This is a genomic window from Anaerolinea thermophila UNI-1, from assembly GCF_000199675.1.
Lineage (GTDB): Bacteria > Chloroflexota > Anaerolineae > Anaerolineales > Anaerolineaceae > Anaerolinea > Anaerolinea thermophila.
On sequence record NC_014960.1, the window covers coordinates 795,056 to 816,148 of the forward strand.

Consider the following 21,093-nt stretch of genomic DNA (forward strand, 5'->3'; position numbering starts at 1 on the left):
CTCAGCCCTGCCAGCGTAGAGCGCGGTGCTAAAAAACAGGTGACCTCTTGGGAAAACTTCACAACCTGGTCATGTAGTTATCCTGTGATTGGCAACGTTATGTGGCTTTCTATGCTGATGTGGGTATTCCCTGGACCAATCACCACACGGGATAAATGATTGGCAGGCTCAAGAGTGCAACCAGCGAACACGGAGATACAAAACCACCACTGGGTTGCTCCACGGAAGCACAGTTGCTTGTCAGTTCTGGGCATGGGACCTCCAAGAAAATCCTGCTCTTTAAATCCCATGTTTGAAGATTCGTTCAAAAATTTGGTTACAGTCCCCTGGTTCAGTGGTTGTCATATTGATTAAACGGGTGGATAATAAACAAAATTCTCATAAATTCTCCCCAAATTTCTTAATCAATCTTTAGGGTGGAACGTCACAATGTCTGCTCAAACCTTCCCTTTTGAACATTTCTCCAATTACTGGAACATCGAAACACAGCAGTTGTTACAGGAACTGGAAAGCACGACCCATGGGCTGAGTACAGAGACGGTTCAGGAACGTTTGAAACATTTTGGCAAAAACACGCTGGAAGCGCAAACAGAGTTAACGCCCATTGGCTTATTTCTCAATCAATTCAAAAGTCCGATCATTTTAATCCTCCTGGTAGCTACTCTGATTTCTGCCTTTGTTCAGGACTGGACGGACGCAGTGATTATTCTGGCGATTATCTTCGGCAGCGCCCTTCTGAGTTTTGTGCAGGAATATCGAGCCAGTAATGCAGCAGCCCGGCTAAAGGCTCAGGTGAATGTAAAAACGAAGGTTTTGCGGGATGGTCAGGAACAAACCATCCCTACCGAGGAAGTGGTTCCAGGGGATATTGTGCTTCTTTCGGCAGGTAGCCTGATCCCGGCAGATGGAATTCTTCTGGAAGCCAAAGACTTCTTTGTCAATCAGGCGGTGCTGACAGGAGAAACTTTTCCGGTTGAAAAACAACCCGGGGTAGTCTCTTCAGAAGCCCCCTTATCGGAGCGCAGTAACTGCGTCTTCATGGGGACAAGCGTGCGCAGTGGCAGTGCCAAAGCCCTGATTGTGACCACAGGGACACAAACCTTTTTTGGACGTACGGCAAAGCGTCTGAGCCTGCGTCCCCCTGAGACAGAATTTGAACGGGGTATTCGTAAACTGGGAAACTTGCTTACCGAAGTGATGCTGGTCCTGGTGATCATCATCTTTGCCGTAAATGTTTTCTTTCATAAGCCAGTGCTGGACTCGCTGCTGTTTTCCATTGCCCTGGCGGTGGGTTTAACCCCCCAACTTCTTCCGGCTATTATCAACATCAACCTTGCAAGAGGTGCGCGCGGGATGGCAGCCCATGGGGTCATTGTTCGCCGTCTGTCTTCCATTGAAAATTTTGGCAGCATGGATATTCTGTGCACCGATAAAACAGGGACCCTGACCGAGGGCGTGGTGCGACTGGATCACGCATACGATTTCCATGGACAGGATTCTGAGGAAGTGAAGCGCCAGGCATGGTTGAACGCTTATTTTCAGACGGGCATTTCCAATCCGCTGGATGAGGCTATTCTGGCTTGTATGCACAACCCTGTACCGGGAGCGGAAAAAGTGGATGAAATTCCCTATGACTTTGTCCGCAAGCGTCTCAGTGTGGTTGTGCAGGAAGAGGATACCCGCACATTAATCTGCAAAGGTGCCCTGGAGAATATTCTTTCAATTTGTACGCATGCATTAATAGATGGTGGCGTTCAAGGAATAACCTCGGATCATCTGGCAGAGATTCAGTCCCGGTACACCCAATGGAGTGCTCAAGGGTATCGCGTATTGGGAATTGCCTCGCGGGTCATGGAGGTCAAGCCTGCCTACACTCAGGAAGACGAAAGTGATTTATGTTTCCTGGGCTTCTTATTATTTTTTGACCCGCCCAAGGAAGGGATCAAAGAAACAATTGCTCGTTTGCAAGGTTTGGGAATCCGTCTCAAAATCATTACAGGTGACAATAAACTGGTGGCTGCTCACATTGCTGAGTCAATTGGCTTTGAGTCGGCGAAAATCTTAACCGGCCGGGAGATGGACCAACTCAGTGATGAAGCCTTGTGGCATATTGCAGAACGAACGGATATTTTTGCTCAGGTAGACCCCAACCAGAAGGAACGCATTATCCTGGCACTCAAAAAGATGGGACATGTGGTGGGCTATATGGGGGATGGGATCAATGATGCTCCCTCGTTGCACAGTGCCGACGTAGGAATTTCGGTAGAAAATGCTGTAGATGTAGCCAAAGATGCCGCTGATTTTGTGTTGCTCAAGCGGGATTTGGATGTGCTTGAAGAAGGGGTTCGAGAAGGGCGCAAAATTTTTGCCAATACCCTGAAATACGTCTTCATGGCGGTCAGCGCCAATTTTGGCAACATGTTCAGTGTAGCAGGGGCTTCATTGTTTTTGCCTTTTCTTCCGCTTCTTCCCAAACAAATCTTGCTGATCAATTTTCTGACAGATTTTCCGGAAATGACGATTGCCACGGATCATGTGGATGAAGTGTATGTGGAACGTCCCCATCGTTGGGATGTGGATTTTATTCGTCGGTTTATGTTAATCTTTGGACCCCTGAGTTCCGTATTTGATTATGTAACTTTTGCTGTATTACTCTGGTTTCTGAAAGCCAGCGAAGCACAATTTCAGACGGGGTGGTTTATCGAGTCAGTGCTTTCTGCCATGTTTGTGGTTTTTGCTGTTCGTACCCGTTTGCCGTTCTTTCGCAGTCATCCCAGTCCCCTCATGATCGGTACAACCCTGGCAAGTGCTTTGATCACTTTTGTTTTGCCGTACTCCCCTCTGGCAAAGGCATTGGGATTTACTCCTTTGCCGTTCTTTTCTTTGTTAATGTTGCTGGTGATTATCCTGATGTATTTTGTCTCGGCAGAATGGACCAAACGCTGGTTCTATCGGTCTGCTCAAAACAGGGAGTAACTCAAGGCATCCATGGTACTCGTGCAAACCGGTTTTATAACCTTCCGCAGTCTATAGGATGGGGATGACATAAATGCTGTCATTCATCTGAAAGTAATCGAGGGTGAAACAATGACGGAGAATATTTCAACAAACTTGAAGAGATCCTCAGATCTGGAAATATGGGGGGTAAGGTTTTCGGCTGTTTTTACCTTTGTAGTGGGGATGGTCAATCTGATTTCAGCCGTTCAACCGGCATTACTGGAGCGATTGACCATTCTGAGAGAAGCCGCCATCCCGCTGGAAGTTCGATTTGGAAGTCGGTTAACCTCTGCGTTTGCCGGTTTTGCTCTTTTGCTTCTGGCGAACGGATTGTTTCGGCGGAAGCGGGTTGCCTGGATCTTGACCACAATTCTTTTGAGTGTTTCTATGCTCAGCCATCTGCTTAAGGGGCTAGATTTTGAAGAGGCTGGGATTTCTCTGGCATTGCTCCTCGTCCTCATCCTGTTACGGCATAGTTTTCATGCCTTATCGGATCCCCCATCCATCAGGCAGGGGATTCTGGTACTTGTTGGGGCTGTCCTGTTTACGTTGATGTATGGAACGATTGGGTTCTACCTCCTGGACCGACATTTCAGCACCCCCTTTAATTTTTCCCAAGCGGTTCGTCAAACCCTGATGATGTTTATTGCCTTCTATGACCCCGGCCTGCAACCGATTACCGGTTTTGGACGTTACTTTGCCGATTCAATTTATGTCATCGGCCTTGGCACCCTGGGTTTTGCCCTCCTGATGCTGATTCGTCCCGTTCTGGTGCGTCAACCTGCCACGGCAGAGGAACGAATGCGCGCAGAGAAAATCATTCAGCAATACGGACGCACGCCGCTTGCCCGCGCCGCGTTGTTTGAAGACAAATCTTACTTCTTTGGCGGCGAGGATACCGTCATTGCTTACGCCACCAGCGGGCGTGGCGCCATGGCGTTAGGGGATCCCATAGGACCGGATCATCAAATGGCGATGGCAATCGAAAAATTTCGAGACTACTGTTCGCGAAATGATTGGACACCCGCCTTTGCCTCTACCCTGCCCGATTATTTGGAGATTTACCGATCCCTGGGCTTTGAGGCTACCTGTATTGGCTATGAAGCCATTGTGGATTTGAAAAGTTTTACTCTAGAAGGCAGTCAGAATAAAGGTTTGCGCAATACGATCAGCCGGATGGAGCGAAATGGGTATACCACCGAAGTACTTCTCCCGCCCCTGGAGGACAAATTCATCCACGAGTTACAACAGATCAGCGATGCGTGGTTAACTTCGCGCCATGGGGGAGAAATGCACTTTTCGGTTGGCTGGTTTGAAGAGAATTACATTCGCCACAGCCCGGTGATTGTGGTGCGCGGCGCGGACGGCGAGATTATCGCCTTTGCCAATCTGGTAAGCGAATACCAGAAGAACGAACTGACCCTGGACCTGATGCGTCATTTTTCCAATGTACCCAACGGCACGATGGATTTTCTATTCGTTAGAATGCTTCAATGGGCAAAACAACAGGGATATGATCATTTCAGTTTGGGATTGAGTGCGATTGTCGGAGTGGGAGAAAAACCGGAAGATCCACGTGTAGAACAGGCACTGCATACCCTTGCGGAGTATGTTTCCCGCTTTTACAACTTCAAAGGGCTGCATGCGTTCAAGGAAAAATTTCATCCGCATTGGGAGCCGCGATATCTGGTATATCCCGGGGTCGGTAGTCTTCCGCTGGTGCTTACTACGCTGCTAAAAGTCCATTCGGGAGAGAACTTCCTGGTCAAGTTTTTATGGAATTGAGCGTTTTATCTCCAGGGAGGATGAAAAGGCCATGAACATGAATCTTCCAGATAAACAACCTCTGAGTATTGAGCAAAACAAACCTGCGCTGACCGGCTTATCCACTGCGGAAGCCGCAGAGCGGTTGAAACGATATGGTTCCAATGCAGTTCGGGAACAAAAAGCCCATCCCGTTTCCCTGCTGATAAAGAAATTTTGGGGACCTATTCCATGGATGCTGGAAGTGACGATTTTGCTGGAAATTTATCTTGGAAAAACCACCGAAGCCATGATCATCAGTGCTCTTCTGGTCTTCAATGCCATGCTGAGCTTTTTCCAGGAAAGGCATGCTCAAAATGCTTTGGAATTGCTGCGTCAGAAATTGACCGTTCAATCGCGGGTGCTTCGAGATGGTACATGGCAGGTAATACCAGCCGAGAATCTGGTGCCGGGAGATATCATTCACCTGCGCATGGGTGATTTCATCCCGGCGGATGTGAAGGTACTCGATGGACAAATCCAGATGGACCAATCGAGTTTAACCGGCGAATCTGCGCCTGTAGATGGGGGAAAAGGGCAAGAGGCCTATGCCGGGGCGATTGTCAAACGGGGAGAAGCAACAGGCGAAGTCATTGCTACCGGGACACAGACAAAATTTGGGAAGACCGCTGAACTGGTACGTACGGCAAAAACCGCCAGCCACCTGGAAGAGGTGGTCTTCTCCATCGTGAAATATCTGGTTGTGGCAGATGTGGCTCTGGCTGGAATTGTGGCTGCCTACTCGGTCGTTCTTAAACTTCCCTGGCACACCATCTTGCCTTTTATCCTCATTCTTCTGGTAGCCTCTGTACCTGTGGCTTTGCCTGCCATGTTTACGCTGACAACGGCGCTCGGGGCAACCGAACTATCCCGTAAGGGGGTACTGGTATCCCGGTTATCTGCAATTGAAGAAGCGGCAGCGATGGATGTGCTGGCGAGTGACAAAACCGGAACGCTTACCGAAAACCGTCTTAGCCTTGCGGCCATCAAGCCTTATCCTCCGTTTACGGAAGAGGAGATTTTGCAATTTGCCATTTTGGCTTCGGATGAGGCTACCCAGGACCCGTTAGATCTGGCGATTCTCGAAGCCGCCCGGCAAAGAAAAATTACTGTTTCCGCAGAGTTACTTCAATTCACACCCTTTGACCCGGAAAAGAAACGTTCTGAGGGATTGATAAAACAACCCGATGGCACGACCCGGAAAGTCATGAAAGGCGCGCCGCTCACCCTGGCACAATTGAGTGGAGTCGGTGAGAAGATTGAAGAAGAGGTTCATGAATTTGCCCAGAAGGGCTATCGGGTTTTAGCAGTGGCGGTGGGAAATGACGACAATCATCTCCGTCTAGCCGGGCTGATTGGCTTATACGATCCCCCCAGAAAAGACTCGAAGGAGTTAATTCAATCTCTCGGCGATTTAGGAATACGGGTATTGATGGTCACAGGGGATGATGCGCAGACGGCACAAGCCGTGGCTCAGCAGGTGGGGCTCTCCGGGAATGTTTGTTCTGTGGAGGCAATTAAGTCGCAAGGGGAAAGGGTAGATGATTCCTGTCATATTTTCGCAGGGGTATTCCCGGAGGACAAAATTCATCTGGTACAAAAACTGCAAAAGGCGGGTCACATTGTGGGGATGACCGGCGACGGCGTCAACGACGCCCCGGCTTTGAAGCAGGCTGAGGTAGGAATTGCCGTAGCCAGTGCCACGGATGTGGCAAAAGCCGCCGCAAGCCTGGTGCTGACGACCTCTGGACTCGGGAACATTTTGAGTGCCGTGAAGACAAGTCGGGAAATCTATCAGCGGATGCTGACGTACACCCTCAATAAAATTATCAAGACTTTCCAGATCGCCTTATTTTTGAGCCTGGGCTTTCTCCTGTCCAGAGAATTTGTCATTACCCCGTTGCAGATTGTTTTACTGTTGTTTGCCAATGATTTTATGACCATGTCCATAGCCACCGACCGGGTTACGGCATCTTCAAAACCCGACCGCTGGAATGTTTTCTCCCTCATGAAAGTCGCATTACTCCTTGCGTTGCCGGTACTGCTTCTCTCGTTTGGTTTTTTCTACACGGCAAAGAGCCTTCTGCACCTTCCCCTGGAACAGGTTCAGTCCTTGATGTTTGTCATGCTGGTGTTTACGGGGCAGGCGAATGTCTATCTGGTTCGAGAGAGGCATCATGTCTGGAACTCTGTTCCCAGCCGCTGGATGCTTCTGGGAACGCTGGTGGATGTCCTTCTGGTAAGCCTCCTGGCTTCTCAGGGGATTTTAATACCCGCGATTCCGTTTTCTCTCATTGGGATGACGCTGGCTGTTGTGGGGCTGTATTTGCTTCTGATAGATCGATTGAAGATGAGGGTCTTCAGATTGGCTCGGTTTTGATGCTTTGAACCTCCTGGAACGAAGAAAGGATTTGAATATGCCTCATAGAGAATACCATTACACCGATCGGATTGGCTGGATTCGCGCTGCAGTCCTGGGAGCGAACGATGGGATTGTCTCCATTGCCAGCCTTCTCATGGGCGTGGCTGCGGCTGGAACCGGGCACTCCGGGATTTTAATCGCCGGGGTGGCGGGGTTGGTGGCAGGGGCAATGTCCATGGCGGCTGGAGAGTATGTCTCGGTCAGTTCCCAGTCCGATACGGAAAAAGCCGATCTTGCACGCGAGCGGGCAGAACTGGCGGCAGACCCGGCGGCAGAACTGGAAGAACTGACGCAAATATACGTACAGCGTGGCTTGGATGAGGTGCTGGCACGCCAGGTAGCCATGCAGTTGAGTGAGCGGAATGCCTTTGAAGCGCATGCCCGCGATGAGTTAGGGATGTCGGAAGTGACTGTGGCGCGCCCGGTACAGGCGGCATTGACCTCGGCACTGGCTTTTTCGGCTGGGGGAATTCTTCCGGTGCTTTCTGCAGTGATGGCGCCGGTTTCCATTGCTCCCCTGGTGATCCCCCTGGTTTCGTTGATTGTTCTGGCTTCGCTTGGTGCCCTTTCAGCCTCTCTGGGTGGGGCACCGGTTGGAAAATCGGTTTTGCGTGTCACTTTCTGGGGAGCCATTGCCATGGCGATCACTGCAGGGATTGGCAAACTTTTTGGTATCTCAGCCTGAGTGCTGGCGATTTTAAGGTTTCCGGGCAACAAAACCAGACATTTTGAGTCTTGATTTTTATCTGCTGCAGTAGTATGGTTATATCCTGTATCGAGTAAGGGTATCTGATGCGATAAGGGTTGTTCATGAATTTGTATTGGGTAATTGGGGTTCTGATACTGATTGTCATGGTTCAAGCCATTCTCATCTTCCTGCTCTGGCGGCGGAGCAGGCAGGTGGTTCTGGGTTTGGACGAGATTGCTGAAGATACCCTGAAAGTGCTGTATCACCTCTCGCGTCAGAAAGCGCCTGTTAGCCGGAGCGAACTCATCCGCGGCGCAGATATACAACCGGCGCGCTTCCCGATCATCGTGGAAGAAATGACGCGCCGTAAATGGGTTCTCCTGCAAGGGGAAAACCTTATCCTCTTACCGGCAGGGGAACGGCGCGCTATTGAGTTAATTCGTGCTCATCGTCTGTGGGAGCGCTATCTGGCAGACAAAGAAGGAGTGGCTCTTCACGCACTGCACGAAGAAGCCATGCGCCGGGAGCACCTGACCTCCCCCGAGGAAGCCGATCGCCTGGCGGCAGAATTGGGCCATCCTCAGTTTGACCCCCATGGCGATCCCATTCCAACCCGCGAGGGACTTTTGGTCCATGGCGAAAGTGGTGTACCTCTCAGCCGTTGGCCAGAAAAACAGATGGCTCAGGTCACTCATGTGGAAGATGAACCTCCTGCGCTTTTTTCACAACTGGCTCTTTTAGGGTTGACACCCGGTGCACAGGTTGAAATTGACGTGAGGGAACCCAACCGCATTTTACTCTGGAGTGGTAGAAGACGAATTGCCCTTTCGCCTGTAGCGGCAGAGGGTGTCTTTGTAGTTCCACAACCACCCGAACAGGTGTCGCTTTCGGAAATTGAAATTGGGCAGTCTGGTCGGATTCTTTCCATAAGGAACACGCAGGCGTTGGATCCAGCCCTGACGCAGGCAGGGTTGAGAGCAGGGGCTGAAGTTGCCGCGATTCGCGCTGATCCGCTGGGAGACCCGGTGTATTACCGGGTCAATGGGAACACCATTCCTCTGAGTCGGGTGCAAGCCAATCAAATTCAACTGGATGCGCTCACAATCCGCGAAATTACTTTACCCCAAAAGCCCTGGTTGCAGGAAGAGATTGAACGGCTCAAAGAGATCATGGTGCGTTACGGTAGCGGTGCCGTGCTCAAGCGCGCGCTCTTATTTTTGGGCCCGGCTTTTCTCATCAGTGTTGGCTACATGGACCCTGGAAACTGGGGAACGGATATTGAGGGGGGAGCGCGATTTGGCTACTGTCTCTTATGGGTGATATTGCTAGCCAATCTGATGGCAATTTTGATGCAAACTTTATCCGCCAAACTGGGGATTGCTACGGGGAAATCCTTACCTGAGGTGTGTAGGGATCATTATCCCAAGTGGCTGAGCGTCACGCTTTGGGTGACCGCAGAACTGGCAGCCATTGCTACCGATTTGGCTGAATTTTTGGGTGGAGCCGTTGGCTTTTATTTGCTTTTCGGTATTCCCCTGTTTCCAGCGGCCTTGTTGACGGGAGTCATTATCTCGCTCATTTTGTTACTGGAGCATTACGGCTTCCGCAAACTGGAAATGGTGATTATCGGCTTAATTGCTGTAATTGGCTTCATGTACATGGCGGAAATCTGGCTTTCCAAGCCGGATTGGTCGCAAATTGCTCATGGATTATTGATTCCCACCCTTCCAGATGGCGCTATGCTGGTAGCGGTGGGAATAATTGGGGCAACGGTCATGCCACACAATCTTTACCTCCACAGCGCTCTGATTCAGACGCGCGTGCGTGTCAGCGACTCGCTGAGACGCAAACAATCGGTGTATCGTCTGGCGATCGTGGACTCCATTGTGGCGCTTAATGGCGCTTTTCTGGTAAATTCGGCGATCTTAACCATGTCAGCGGCGGCCTTTTCTGGGGGGCGACTGCATGAATATTCGCTGGAATCAGCGCATCAAACCCTGGTGCCCTTGCTGGGGCCTCTGGCGGGGACGGCGTTTGCGATTGCGCTACTGGCTTCCGGGCTTTCTTCATCCACTACAGCCACCATGGCGGGTCAGGTGATTATGGAAGGGTTTATCAATCACCGTATGAATGTCTGGTTGCGTCGCGCCATTACGATGATACCTTCTCTCATTATCATTGGGCTGGGATTGAATCCACTAACGATTTTGATACTTTCGCAGGTCAGTTTGTCCTTTCAGTTGCCGTTTGCCATGATTCCCCTGGTGCTCTTTACCAGTAATCGTGAAATTATGGGGGAATTTACTAACCGTCCCGCCACTACTTTTTTGGCGTGGCTCACTACAGGGATGATCTTAACGTTAAACATTTTACTTCTGGTGCAGACATTCTCTTCAGGATAGAGGATGTTCCTTCCCGAAAAGTCAATGGCATGGTTCTGAGGCGGATTAATGGATTAATGTAAGAAAGTGTGCCATTCCGTATCTCATTTGGGATACTTGCACAAAGTTAACAAGCAGAACGTCAATAAAGCGGGATGAGCAGTATCAGGAGCCCAGCAGTTTCGCTTATTTGTGTATTGCTTAAATTCTCGCCAGTTATACAGACAACGTTATCCAGCATATCCTGCTCAGGTTTTAAATAACACGTATTTTAGCCATTCCCGATGAAAGTTTCTCAACAAAACCCCTCTTGACCGGAGTATAATTTTTTCATCAACGAAGATATCCATCCCTCCCTATCCCCAGATCAAGAGGAGAATTCTTCATGAAAAAGTCGCTTCTAGTCCTTCTGATTGCCCTGTTTGTGTTCAGTCTGGCGGCTTGTACGCCAGCCGCCAAAACGCAGGAACAGCCCAAGCGGGTGGTTTATCTGATCAACGGCGCGCTGGGAGATAATGCGTTCTACGACTCCGGCAAGGCTGGCATCGACAACATTGCCAAACAGTACGGTGTGGAAACCCGCACCATTGAATGCAACTTCGATGCCGGCAAGTACGAACCCTCTCTGCGTGCGGCAGTGGATTATGCCGATGTCATCTTCGTCATTTCCTACGGCTTTGAGGATCAGTTAAAGGAATTTGCCGACCAGTATCCCAATAAAATCTTCGTCAACATTGACACGGTGGTGGAAAACAGCAAGAAAACCATTACCTCGGTGGATTTCATTGAGGAAGAAAGCGCCTATCTGGCGGGGGTAGTGGCTGGACTGACCACCCTCGATACCAGCATTCCCAACGTTAACCCGGATAAGGTTGTGGGTGTGGTTGGCGGCGATGTGGATCCGGTGGTGAGCGCCTTCGTATTTGCGTACGAAAACGGCGCCAAATCCGTGGATCCGGAAATTCAGGTGCTCAAGAAATCCCTGGGCGGTGCCTGGGATGATTCGGCGCGCGGCAAGCAAGCCGCCTTGCAACTGTACGACCAGAAAGCCGATGTGGTCTTCCAGGTGGCGGCGGCGGCAGGGATTGGGGTACTGCAAGCCGCTCGCGAACGCCAGTTGTACGCCATCGGTGTGGATACCAACCAGAACGACCTCGAACCTGGTTACGTCATTGCCAGCGACATTAAGAACGTGGGCAAATCCATTGAGGATGTGTACAAGACCATTCATGAAGGCACATACAAACCCGGCCAGGTGCTGAAATACGGTATTGCCCAGGGCGGTGTGGACATTGCCCTCGAAGCCAAGGTGCAGGTACTGCCTCAGAGCATTGTGGATAAAGTCCTGGCGATTCGCCAGCAAATTGTGGACGGCACCCTGAAGATTGAAATGTACAACAATCAGGACGTCTGGCAGTAAGTTGCCAGCGGGTTTTCTTGCAACGGGTGGATGGGTGAAGCCTGCGCTTCACCCATCTTCCTGAATTTTTTCTCAAGGGCGAAAGTCATGGACTCTAACCTGATTGAGATGCGCCATATCGTCAAAGTCTATCCGCCCAACGTGCTGGCGCTGGACGATGTCACTGTGGACTTTCGGCGCGGGGAAATTCACTCCATTGTGGGCGAAAATGGCGCCGGCAAAAGCACCCTGATGAAGGTGCTGTATGGCATCACCCATCCCAACTCCGGCGAAATTGTGTATAACGGCAAAGCGGTGCACTTTCGTGAACCGGGCGAAGCCATTGCCGCCGGCATTGGCATGGTGCATCAGGAAATCGTTCTCATCCCCGAATACACCGTTTGGGAAAACATTGTGCTGGGGGTGGAGCCGGTCAACTGGCTGGGCAAAATTGACCGCCGCCGCGCCCGGCAACGGGTTCAGCAAAAAATTGACGAATTCCAGTTCAATCTTGACCCCGATGCCCGGGTGGAAGACATCTCCGTTGCCGCACGCCAGAAGGTGGAAATTCTGACCCTGCTCTACCGCAACGTCGAGGTGCTGATTCTGGACGAGCCTACCGCGGTGCTTACCCCGCAGGAAATCCCCCAGTTGTTCGCTGAACTGAACCGTCTGCGGGATAGTGGGCACACCATTCTTTTCATTTCCCATCGCTTGGAAGAGGTACTGGAACTCAGCGACCGTATCACCGTGATGCGCAGAGGCAAGAAGGTGGAGACCGTTCCTGCCACCGAAACCAGCCGCCAGGAACTGGCGCGCATGATGGTTGGGAGGGAGGTGATTTTCACCAGCCGGCGTACCCCCCAACACCCCGGCGAACCTGTCTTGCAGGTGGAACATCTCACCCTGCGGGAGGATCACGGTCGCACCCGCCTGGATGACCTGAATTTTGAAGTACGTGCAGGGGAAATCGTCGGTGTGGCGGGCGTGGAGGGCAACGGCCAGTTTGAACTGGTCAATACCCTCATGGGTATTCAAAAGCCCACCAGCGGGCGCATCCTGATTCATGGACAGGACATTACCCACAGCGATATTCTGGAAAGACGCCGATTCATCTCGTTCGTGCCGCAGGATCGCGGCAAGATGGGTGCCAGTTTGCCCGCGCCGGTGTGGGAGAACGCCATCATGACTCACCACCGGCTTAACCCGCAGTTGTCCGGCTGGAAGGGTCTATTGCTCAATACACGCTATGCCCGCCAGTTCACCCGCCAGTTGATTGATGCCTTTTCTGTGGTTCTTCCATCGCCGCAGGCGCCTTTCCGTACCCTCTCGGGGGGCAATCAGCAAAAGGTCATCGTCGGGCGGGAACTCATGCTTCAGAGCGATTTCGTCTTGCTGGATCAGCCCACCCGCGGATTGGATGTGGGTTCGATGGAGTACATCCATGACCAGGTTCTGCGCATCCGCTCCGAAGGGCGGGCTGTGCTGATGATTTCCGCCGACCTGGAAGAAATCTTCCTGCTGGCTGACCGCATTCTGGTGCTGTATCGTGGAAAGATTGTGGGAAATCTGCCGGTTGAACGAACCAACCCTCAGGAAGTGGGAGCCTTAATGTTGGGAGGACAGCACGAAAGCCCATGAAGCAAAAAGTTTTCAATGCTCTGATTGGAATAGGGGTGGCTTTGCTGTTGGGTGCGGTATTGCTCATCCTGCAAGGCTACAACCCGCTGGAAACCTATCAAGCCCTGTTTGAGTTTTCTCTGTTCGGCTACTATCCTTTTGCCACCACCCTGCGCAATGCTGTGCCGCTGGTGCTTCCGGGACTCTCGGCGGCGATTGCCTTTGCTTCCGGTGTGGTCAATCTTGGACAGCCCGGTCAACTGGTGATGGGCGCGCTGTTCGCCACGGTAGGCGGGCTTTATCTGGATTTACCTCCCGCTTTGATGATTCCCGTGCTTGCTCTGCTTGCCATGCTGGGCGGTATGCTCTGGGCAGGAATCGCCGCGCTGTTGCGCCGCTTTTTCGATATGAGCGAGTTCATCGTCACCCTGATGCTGAACATGATTGCCGATTACTTCACCGCCTGGGCAATCACCGAGCCGTTCAAAGACCCCACCGCTTTTTCGCCCATGACCCCGCAGATTACTCAGAATGGCTGGCTTCCCAAATGGGGCGAGTTCAACTCGATGATTTTGTTCATGCTGGCGGCGGTGCTGGTTTCCTGGTTTGTGTTCAACCGCTGGAAAGCCGGCTATGAGTGGCGCATCACCGGACAGAATGCCCTCTTTGCCCGTCTGGGCGGGTGCGATATCAACCGCAATTTTATGGCGGTGATGCTGATGACCGGCGCCCTGGCTGGTCTGGCGGGCGGGCTGGTGGTGATGGGCGGTACCCACCGCTTCATCCGGGGCTTGGGGGCTAACTATGCCTGGGACGGGGTGATGATTGCCATCGTTGCCAACAACGGTATCCTGGCTACCTTTCTGTATGGTCTGTTCTTCAGTGCCATTCAAACCGGTGCGCTCGGCATGGAACTGATTACCAGCGTCCCCAATGAAATTTCTCAGGTCTTGCAGGCGGTGCTGGTGCTGGTCATTGTTGCCAGCCGGGAGTACCTGAACACGCTGGTGGAGCAAATCAGCGCCCGGCGCAGGGCGCGGGAGGCGCGCACATGAGAATTCTGGTGGGTTTGATCAACGGCATGATTTCCGGCGCTACACCGATTCTGCTGGCGGCGCTCGGGGGGGCTTATACGTTTTACGCCGGCGTTTTCAACATTGCCATGGAGGGCATGCTTCTAACCGGCGCATTCTTTGCCGTGCTGGGGTCGTACTATACCGGTTCATGGCTCATCGGCGTTCTGCTGGCGGTATTGGGGGCATTGTTCCTGGCGTTGATTTTCATCCTGTTTGCGGTGGTGCTGAAGACGGATGAGTTTGTTACCGGCATTGCCCTCAACCTGTTTGCGGTGGGGGCAACCACTTACATGCTTCGCAAAATCTTCAGTGTGAAGGGCGTGTTTTCCAACGCAGGCATTCAGCCTATCCCCTCTGTGCGCATTCCACTGCTGGAACAGATTCCCGTTTTGGGTGAAATCCTCTCCGGTCAAAACCTGATGGTATGGGTGGCGGTACTGGCGACCTTTCTCACATATTTCCTCATTTTCCATACCCACTTTGGCTTGCGCCTGCGTGCCGCAGGGTATAACCCTGCCCGACTGGACTCCAGTGGTGTGCCGTCCAGTCGTATGCGTGCTCTTTCTCTGCTTGCCAGCGGCGTGTTGTGCGGGTTGGGCGGGGCTTTTCTCTCGCTGGGATATGTCAACCTGTTTGCCGAGAACATGTCCGCCGGGCGGGGGTGGATTTCGCTGGCGGCGATTATTCTGGTCAACGGCAATCCAATGGGGATTGCGCTGATTTCCCTGCTGTTTGGTTTTTCGGATGGTCTGGGCTTGCTCTTGCAGGGATATCGGGTATCGGCGCAGTTTACTGCAATGGTACCTTACATTGCCACGCTGATTGCTCTGTATTTCTATGCGGCAAGGAAGAAAAAATTAAAATCTACTTAGAAGATAGTTTGACTATACCATTCTTAATTCTGCCAACTTGACCCGCATCGCTGCATGTGTTATCATGCTAGGCAGAGGAACAATTAAACAATGACTGAGGATTCTCACCTTCCATCTCCCCTCTCTTCTGAGATAGAAGAGGCAGGGGAGGCGAGGTTAGCCGCAGAAGAACAACGTCCAGCCTCGCGCTGGAGTACGATTTGGGAACATATCTTACGCCTGGGCTTGGGGGAAATTGCTCTCCGTGCCGGGACATTGATTGTATCCATTGCCCTGATTTTGCTGGTCATCTGGGTGATGGCGCGTTTCTATTTAAAGGGGAATGTAGAGTCTGCGCAACAGTCGGTCTTAGCCGCACCGCTACCCTCTCCCACGCCTACGGTGCAAATTCCCGCGTTCAAGCCGGTCACAGTGTCTGTGTCCAGCGGCATCCCCCGTCTGGCACGGTTGGATACCTATGTGCCTTCGCGTCCTCGTTTTGAAATTACCACTTACGAGGTGCAAAAGGGCGATACTGTGTTCGGCATTGCCGAAAAGTTCGGCTTGAAGCCTCAATCCATCCTATGGGGTAACTTTGAAACCCTTGCCGATGACCCCCACCGTTTGCAGATTGGCATGAAGTTGAACATTCTGCCGGTGGATGGCGTTCTTTATCGCTGGCATGAAGGGGATAGCCTGCTGAAGGTTGCCGAATTTTATGGCGTGACTCCCGAAACCATCATTGACTGGCCCGGCAATCATCTGGACGCCGCCAAACTGGGCGATTTGTCCAAACCCAACATTGAACCCGGCACGCTGGTTTTTGTGCCCGGCGGGAAGCGTGACTTCATTTCCTGGTCTGCGCCTTTCATCAGCCGCCGCGACCCGGCAAAAGCCAAGATTTTCGGTCCGGGTTATTGCGGTACACAGGTAGATGGCTACATCGGCAATGGCTCGTTTGTCTGGCCCACCACCGAACGCTGGCTCTCCGGATACGACTACTCCCCCGAAACCAATCACTGGGGTATTGACATTGCCGGACGCATTGGTAACCCCATCTATGCCGCCGATTCGGGCGTGGTGGTGTACTCCGGTTGGAATGAGAACGGCTATGGTTATGTGGTTGTGATTGACCACGGCAACGGCTGGCAAACCCTGTATGCTCACCTGAGCCAGATTTACGCCGGGTGTGGCGCCAGCGTCTCGCAGGGCGATACCATCGGCGCTATGGGCAGTACCGGACGCTCCACCGGGCCACATTTGCACTTCGAAATCATGAGCGAGTCAGGCGTACGCGTCAATCCATGGAGTTTCCTGCAGTAAAAAGGAGGTTCCCATGGTGGCTGTGTCCGATGTCAGACCTTCCCCCATTGCGGGGACGTGGTACAGCGGCGATGCTCAGCGTCTTCGTCGTCAGGTCGAAACCTATTTGAGTGAAGCCCATATTCCCTCATTGAATGGGGAGGTGGTGGCAGTTGTGGCACCTCATGCCGGGCATCGCTATTCCGGGCGTACCGCCGGGCATGCCTTTGCCGCCGTACGCGGGCAAAGCCCTGAAGTGGTTGCGGTGCTTTCTCCCTTTCACGCCATGCACCCTGCAGAGTTGCTCACCACAGCGCATCAGGCGTATGCTACACCGTTGGGGCTGATTCCTGTGGATCATGAAGCCCTGCTAATCCTGGAGCAGGATTTAGCGGAGCAACACCTGTCTCTGACACGGGTAGCGTATGATAGCGAACATTCGCTGGAAATTGAATTACCCTTCCTGCAGGTAGCGCTTCAGGGAGATTTCCGCCTCTTGCCCTTGATGGTGCGCTCGCATTCCCCCCAGGTACTGCAAACTCTGGGAAAGTTGTTGGCACAGGTACTCAAAGACCGGCGGGCTTTACTGGTTGCCAGCACCGACCTTTCTCACTTTTACCCGGAAAAGATTGCCCGGCAGTTGGATGCAGAAATGCTCCGCCGGCTGGAAGCCTTTGACCCCCTTGCGATGCTGGAAGCCGAAACAACTGGCAAGGGCTTTGCTTGCGGGGTGGGTGCGGTAGCGGCAACTCTTTGGGCAGCGCGGGCTTTGGGGGCAGACCGGGTTTCCATTCTTCACCACAGTACTTCGGCGGATGAAACTGGAGATTATTCAGCCGTAGTGGGCTACGGCGCCGCCGCGATTCTTCGCACCGTATGAGTATTCTGCAGATTGGTTTGATTTTCCTCTTAATTGCGCTCAACGCCTTTTTTGTGGGCGTTGAGTTTGCTGTCGTGGCTTCCCGCCGATCCCGCCTGGATTTGCTGGTAGAACCGGATCACCCGGCGCTCCGCCTGGTGCATCGCTGGCTGGAAGATGAAGCCGCCCGCGACCGATTGATTGCTGCCTCGCAGTTAGGCATCACCCTGGTTAGCCTGGCGTTGGGCTCGGTGGGCGAGAAAGCCTTTGAAGCATGGCTTGAGCCTTACTTCGCCCACTGGATGCTTCCCCCGCAGTTGATGTTCCTGCGGCAGGCGGTAGAAATCCTGCCATTGGTGCTTTCCCTCACCATTGTGACAGGACTGCATGTTGTTCTGGGTGAACAGGTGCCCAAAGTGGCAGTTCTTCGGGACCCTGAAGCCTTTGCCTTGCGCGCTGCTCAGCCCATGGATTTGTTTGCCCGTATCTTCCGCGGGTTTATCGACTTGCTCGATTGGGCAACCCGCACCATTTTGAAAGCCTTGGGCATCCCATCCAATGGACATGCGCATGCGCTGATCAGTTCAGTGGAAGAACTGCGTCAGATTGTCACCAGCCCGGAAGTGGAGCAACTGGTCGATGATTCGGAGCGCGAAATGCTCTCCGCCGTCATTGATTTTGGCGAGCGGGTGGTGCGTCAGGTAGTAGTGCCGCGCACTGAAATCATCGCCATTGAGGCAGATCAACTGCTGACTGAGGCGGCAGAACTGGCGGCGCGTGAGGGGGTAACCAAACTACCCGTGTACGAGGACAATCTGGATCAGGTTATCGGTATTCTGCACATGAAAGACCTGATGGCGCGTTGGGTGGAAGACCGCCTGGAAAATGGATGCGCTCGTGATCTGGCACGTGAAGCCCTGTTTGTGCCAGACAGTCTGCCCATCAACGACCTGTTGATGCTCTTTCGCGAGCGCCGCCAGCACATCGCCATTGTGCTGGATGAATATGGTGGAACGGCAGGACTGGTGACGCTGGAAGATTTGCTGGAAGAAATTGTCGGCGATGTGCAGGATGCCTTTGATGCCGAACCGCCCGCCATTCAATCGCTCAAGGATGGCAGTGCCCTGATTGATGGCATGACTCTCATCGAAGAGGTCAATGAGACCTTTGGCTTGCATCTGCAAGACCCTAATTATGATACCCTTGCCGGATACATTCTGGGTAAATTGGGACACATCCCCGCGGTGGGTGAGGAAGTTGAAGACCCTGAAAATGGCATCAGTTTGCGGGTTGAAGCCATGGAACGTCTGCGCATTGCCCGTGTACTGATGCGTCGCCTGCCCAAACCTGCTCCAAAGCCAGACCCGGTACCGGAAAAAACATCCCCCCTGCAAACGGAGCCTGCCCATGCCCATTGATGTGGTGAAGAATGTAACCGATGAATTGCTCGAAGCCATGCAACGACTGATGCCACAATTGAATCCGGGTCATCCCATTCCTGACCGTCAGGCACTGGAGCGCATTGTCCACTCTGAAGCCAGCACCTTGCTGGTTTCACGAGATGAGTCTGGCAGAATTACCGGCATGTTGACGCTGGTGGTGTTCCATACGCCATCGGGTACACACGCCTGGATTGAAGATGTGGTGGTAGATTCTGTCTCACGCGGACAGGGTATTGGCGAAGCCCTGACGCGCAAAGCCATCGAGATGGCGCAAGCCCTGGGTGCTGATTCGGTCAATTTGACCTCACGCCCGGCGCGGGAAGCGGCAAACCGCCTGTATCAGCGTGTGGGTTTTCAACTGCGTCAGACCAACGTTTACCGTTATTCACTTCCCCGAAAATAAAAAGAGCAGAAAGAAGGGGATAGAAGGCCCTTCTTTCCGCTCTGAAAACTAACCTGGCTGTGTCAATCGGTGATGGCACGGCGCAGTTCGCGCGCCAGGGCACCAAATTCCGGTGTGTACCGGACATCTTCATCTCTTGGACGCGGCAGGTCTATGGCTAAATCCAGAACTACCCGTCCGGGGCGGGAACTCAACACCAGCACCCGGTCGGAAAGCAGAATGGCTTCACTGATGGAATGGGTGACCATCAGCACGGTGGTGCGGTGTTCCTGCCAGAGGCGCAGGAGTTCGCTCGCCATTTTCTCGCGGGTGAGCGCGTCCAGCGCGCCAAAGGGTTCATCCAGCAAAAGCAAACCGGGTTCCTGAATCAGCGAGCGAGCAATGGCTACCCGCTGAGCCATGCCGCCGGACAGTTCACGCGGTAAAGCCTCTCCAAATCCCTGTAGCCCGACGATGTCCAGCCAGGCATCTGCTTTTTGCAGGGCTTGAGAGCGAGGCACGCCTTGCAGAATTAACGGCAGGGCGATATTCTCGCGTACATTTCGCCAGGGCATCAGGTTGGCATCCTGAAACACCAGGCTGATGCGCGAGGCAGTGGGCGCGTAGAAAATTACTTCTCCCCGGGTAGGGGTGAGCAAGCCAGCGATGATGCGCAAGAGGGTGCTTTTGCCGCAACCGGACGGTCCCAGCAGGCAAACGAACTCGCGGGGGTGCAAATCAAATTGCACCCCGTGCAGTGCCTCCACTCCACCATTGTCGTTGGGGTAGCGCATGTGCACGTCCTCTACCCGCAGGTAGGGCTGAATCGCGGTTGAGGGTGTTGCCACTTCGAAAGCAGTCATCGTTTGCTCGCTCATCTCAATCACCTTTTCAGGGCACGAACTCGTTGGTAAAGGCTTTGGAGAGGTCCTGCGGCTCGCTCAGCAGTCCCATGCTCAGCAGGACTTCCTGCATGTTTTCCCAACCTTTAGGGTTGGAATAGCCCAGTCGTTCGGCTTTCCATAACTCAATTGAACTGGTCAGCACGGCTTTCTGCACACTCGCATCTGCCTGCGCCAGATTTTCGACATGTTTTTTACTTAACTCGTAGGCTTCGTCGGGATTGGCAATGGTGGCATCCAGTCCTTTAATGAGCGCTCGTACCATCTTCCGCACCAGTTCAGGGTTCTCTTGTACGATTTTCTCACTGGTGACCAGTCCGTTGGAGACCAGTTCCATGTAATCCGAAACCGCCAGCACGGTGATGTCGTACCCCAGCGCACGCAGTTGCACCGGTTCGTTGGCAATGTAAACCACTGCGGCTTGTTCCCGTCCGGAAGTGATGCCTTCCACCTGGTTGAACCCAATAGCGTCCAGGGTGACGTCCGATTCGCTTAATCCGCCAGCCGAGAGCAGGGCTTTTGCTCCAATGTAACTGGCGCCAAACAAGCCGGGAATGCCAATGCGTTTGCCTTTTAAGTCTTCCGGTTTAAAAATATTTTCCGAAACTGGTGCGGCAATTCCCACCGGGAATTTCTGGTACCACGCCATCACATACACCACCGGCATGCCTTTGGCGCGTCCCAGCAAAACCTGTTCGCCGGAAATCATGGCAAAGTCCAGTTTCCCGGCGGCAATTTGCGCCAAGTTGTCCACTTCCATGTTGTAATCTACGGTGACGTCCAGACCTTCCTCGCGGAAGTAACCTTTTTCGATGGCAACATACAGGGGGGCAAACTGCACGTTGGGAATGTAACCAACAGGCAAGCGGATGGGCGTCAATGTTTGCGGTGTGGCTTTTCCCTGTGGCGAGCAGGCAGACAACAGAAGAACGACAACGAACAGCAAAGAAACAATTTTGGACTTCATAC

15 protein-coding genes are annotated in these 21,093 nt (G+C 52.8%); 13 read left to right on the top strand and 2 right to left on the bottom strand.

Annotated features, from left to right (window positions below; genetic code table 11):
* The first annotated feature begins 429 nt into the window (after window positions 1-429).
* The 13 genes from mgtA (at window position 430) to ANT_RS03730 (ending at window position 19,243) form a co-directional block, all read left to right on the top strand.
* A complete protein-coding gene (mgtA, locus tag ANT_RS03670) occupies window positions 430-2,976 on the top strand; it encodes a magnesium-translocating P-type ATPase (protein ID WP_013559161.1) in 2,547 nt (848 codons plus the stop codon).
* A gap of 111 nt (window positions 2,977-3,087) precedes the next feature.
* Window positions 3,088-4,782 carry a phosphatidylglycerol lysyltransferase domain-containing protein gene (locus ANT_RS03675; RefSeq protein ID WP_013559162.1) on the top strand — a complete coding sequence of 565 codons (1,695 nt, stop codon included), beginning with the start codon at window positions 3,088-3,090 and terminating at the stop codon, window positions 4,780-4,782.
* 31 nt (window positions 4,783-4,813) lie between these two features.
* The gene (locus tag ANT_RS03680) at window positions 4,814-7,180 is read left to right on the top strand and encodes a plasma-membrane proton-efflux P-type ATPase (RefSeq protein WP_013559163.1); all 2,367 of its coding nucleotides are present in this window, start codon (window positions 4,814-4,816) and stop codon (window positions 7,178-7,180) included.
* 37 nt (window positions 7,181-7,217) lie between these two features.
* Window positions 7,218-7,907 (top strand): VIT1/CCC1 transporter family protein, encoded by a 690-nt coding sequence (locus ANT_RS03685; RefSeq protein ID WP_013559164.1) that lies wholly within the window; start codon window positions 7,218-7,220, stop codon window positions 7,905-7,907.
* Between the two features lie 125 nt (window positions 7,908-8,032).
* The gene (locus tag ANT_RS16945) at window positions 8,033-10,312 is read left to right on the top strand and encodes an Nramp family divalent metal transporter (protein WP_013559165.1); all 2,280 of its coding nucleotides are present in this window, start codon (window positions 8,033-8,035) and stop codon (window positions 10,310-10,312) included.
* 364 nt (window positions 10,313-10,676) lie between these two features.
* Entirely contained in the window at window positions 10,677-11,711 is a 1,035-nt protein-coding gene (locus ANT_RS03695; RefSeq protein WP_013559166.1) for a BMP family ABC transporter substrate-binding protein, read from the top strand.
* Between the two features lie 87 nt (window positions 11,712-11,798).
* A complete protein-coding gene (locus ANT_RS03700; protein WP_041455273.1) occupies window positions 11,799-13,331 on the top strand; it encodes an ABC transporter ATP-binding protein in 1,533 nt (510 codons plus the stop codon).
* Window positions 13,328-14,365: an ABC transporter permease gene (locus ANT_RS03705; RefSeq protein WP_013559168.1), complete on the top strand. Its 1,038-nt coding sequence runs from the start codon at window positions 13,328-13,330 to the stop codon at window positions 14,363-14,365. Before ANT_RS03700 ends, ANT_RS03705 begins: the two co-directional genes overlap by 4 nt.
* Entirely contained in the window at window positions 14,362-15,258 is an 897-nt protein-coding gene (locus ANT_RS03710; RefSeq protein ID WP_013559169.1) for an ABC transporter permease, read from the top strand. The genes ANT_RS03705 and ANT_RS03710 overlap by 4 nt, the downstream gene beginning before the upstream one ends.
* Before the next feature lie 90 nt (window positions 15,259-15,348).
* Window positions 15,349-16,560 (top strand): peptidoglycan DD-metalloendopeptidase family protein, encoded by a 1,212-nt coding sequence (locus ANT_RS16040; protein ID WP_013559170.1) that lies wholly within the window; start codon window positions 15,349-15,351, stop codon window positions 16,558-16,560.
* Between the two features lie 13 nt (window positions 16,561-16,573).
* Window positions 16,574-17,419: an AmmeMemoRadiSam system protein B gene (gene amrB, locus ANT_RS03720; RefSeq protein WP_013559171.1), complete on the top strand. Its 846-nt coding sequence runs from the start codon at window positions 16,574-16,576 to the stop codon at window positions 17,417-17,419.
* Window positions 17,416-18,816: a hemolysin family protein gene (locus tag ANT_RS03725; RefSeq protein ID WP_013559172.1), complete on the top strand. Its 1,401-nt coding sequence runs from the start codon at window positions 17,416-17,418 to the stop codon at window positions 18,814-18,816. The genes amrB and ANT_RS03725 overlap by 4 nt, the downstream gene beginning before the upstream one ends.
* Window positions 18,806-19,243: a GNAT family N-acetyltransferase gene (locus tag ANT_RS03730; protein WP_013559173.1), complete on the top strand. Its 438-nt coding sequence runs from the start codon at window positions 18,806-18,808 to the stop codon at window positions 19,241-19,243. Before ANT_RS03725 ends, ANT_RS03730 begins: the two co-directional genes overlap by 11 nt.
* A gap of 62 nt (window positions 19,244-19,305) precedes the next feature.
* Here the strand turns inward: ANT_RS03730 and ANT_RS03735 are convergent, their stop codons facing one another.
* Together ANT_RS03735 and ANT_RS03740 are read right to left on the bottom strand one after the other, a co-directional pair.
* A complete protein-coding gene (locus tag ANT_RS03735; protein WP_013559174.1) occupies window positions 19,306-20,100 on the bottom strand; it encodes an ABC transporter ATP-binding protein in 795 nt (264 codons plus the stop codon).
* 13 nt (window positions 20,101-20,113) lie between these two features.
* Window positions 20,114-21,091, bottom strand: coding sequence for an ABC transporter substrate-binding protein (locus tag ANT_RS03740; protein WP_013559175.1), 978 nt, complete (start codon window positions 21,089-21,091; stop codon window positions 20,114-20,116).
* Window positions 21,092-21,093: the final 2 nt, after the last annotated feature.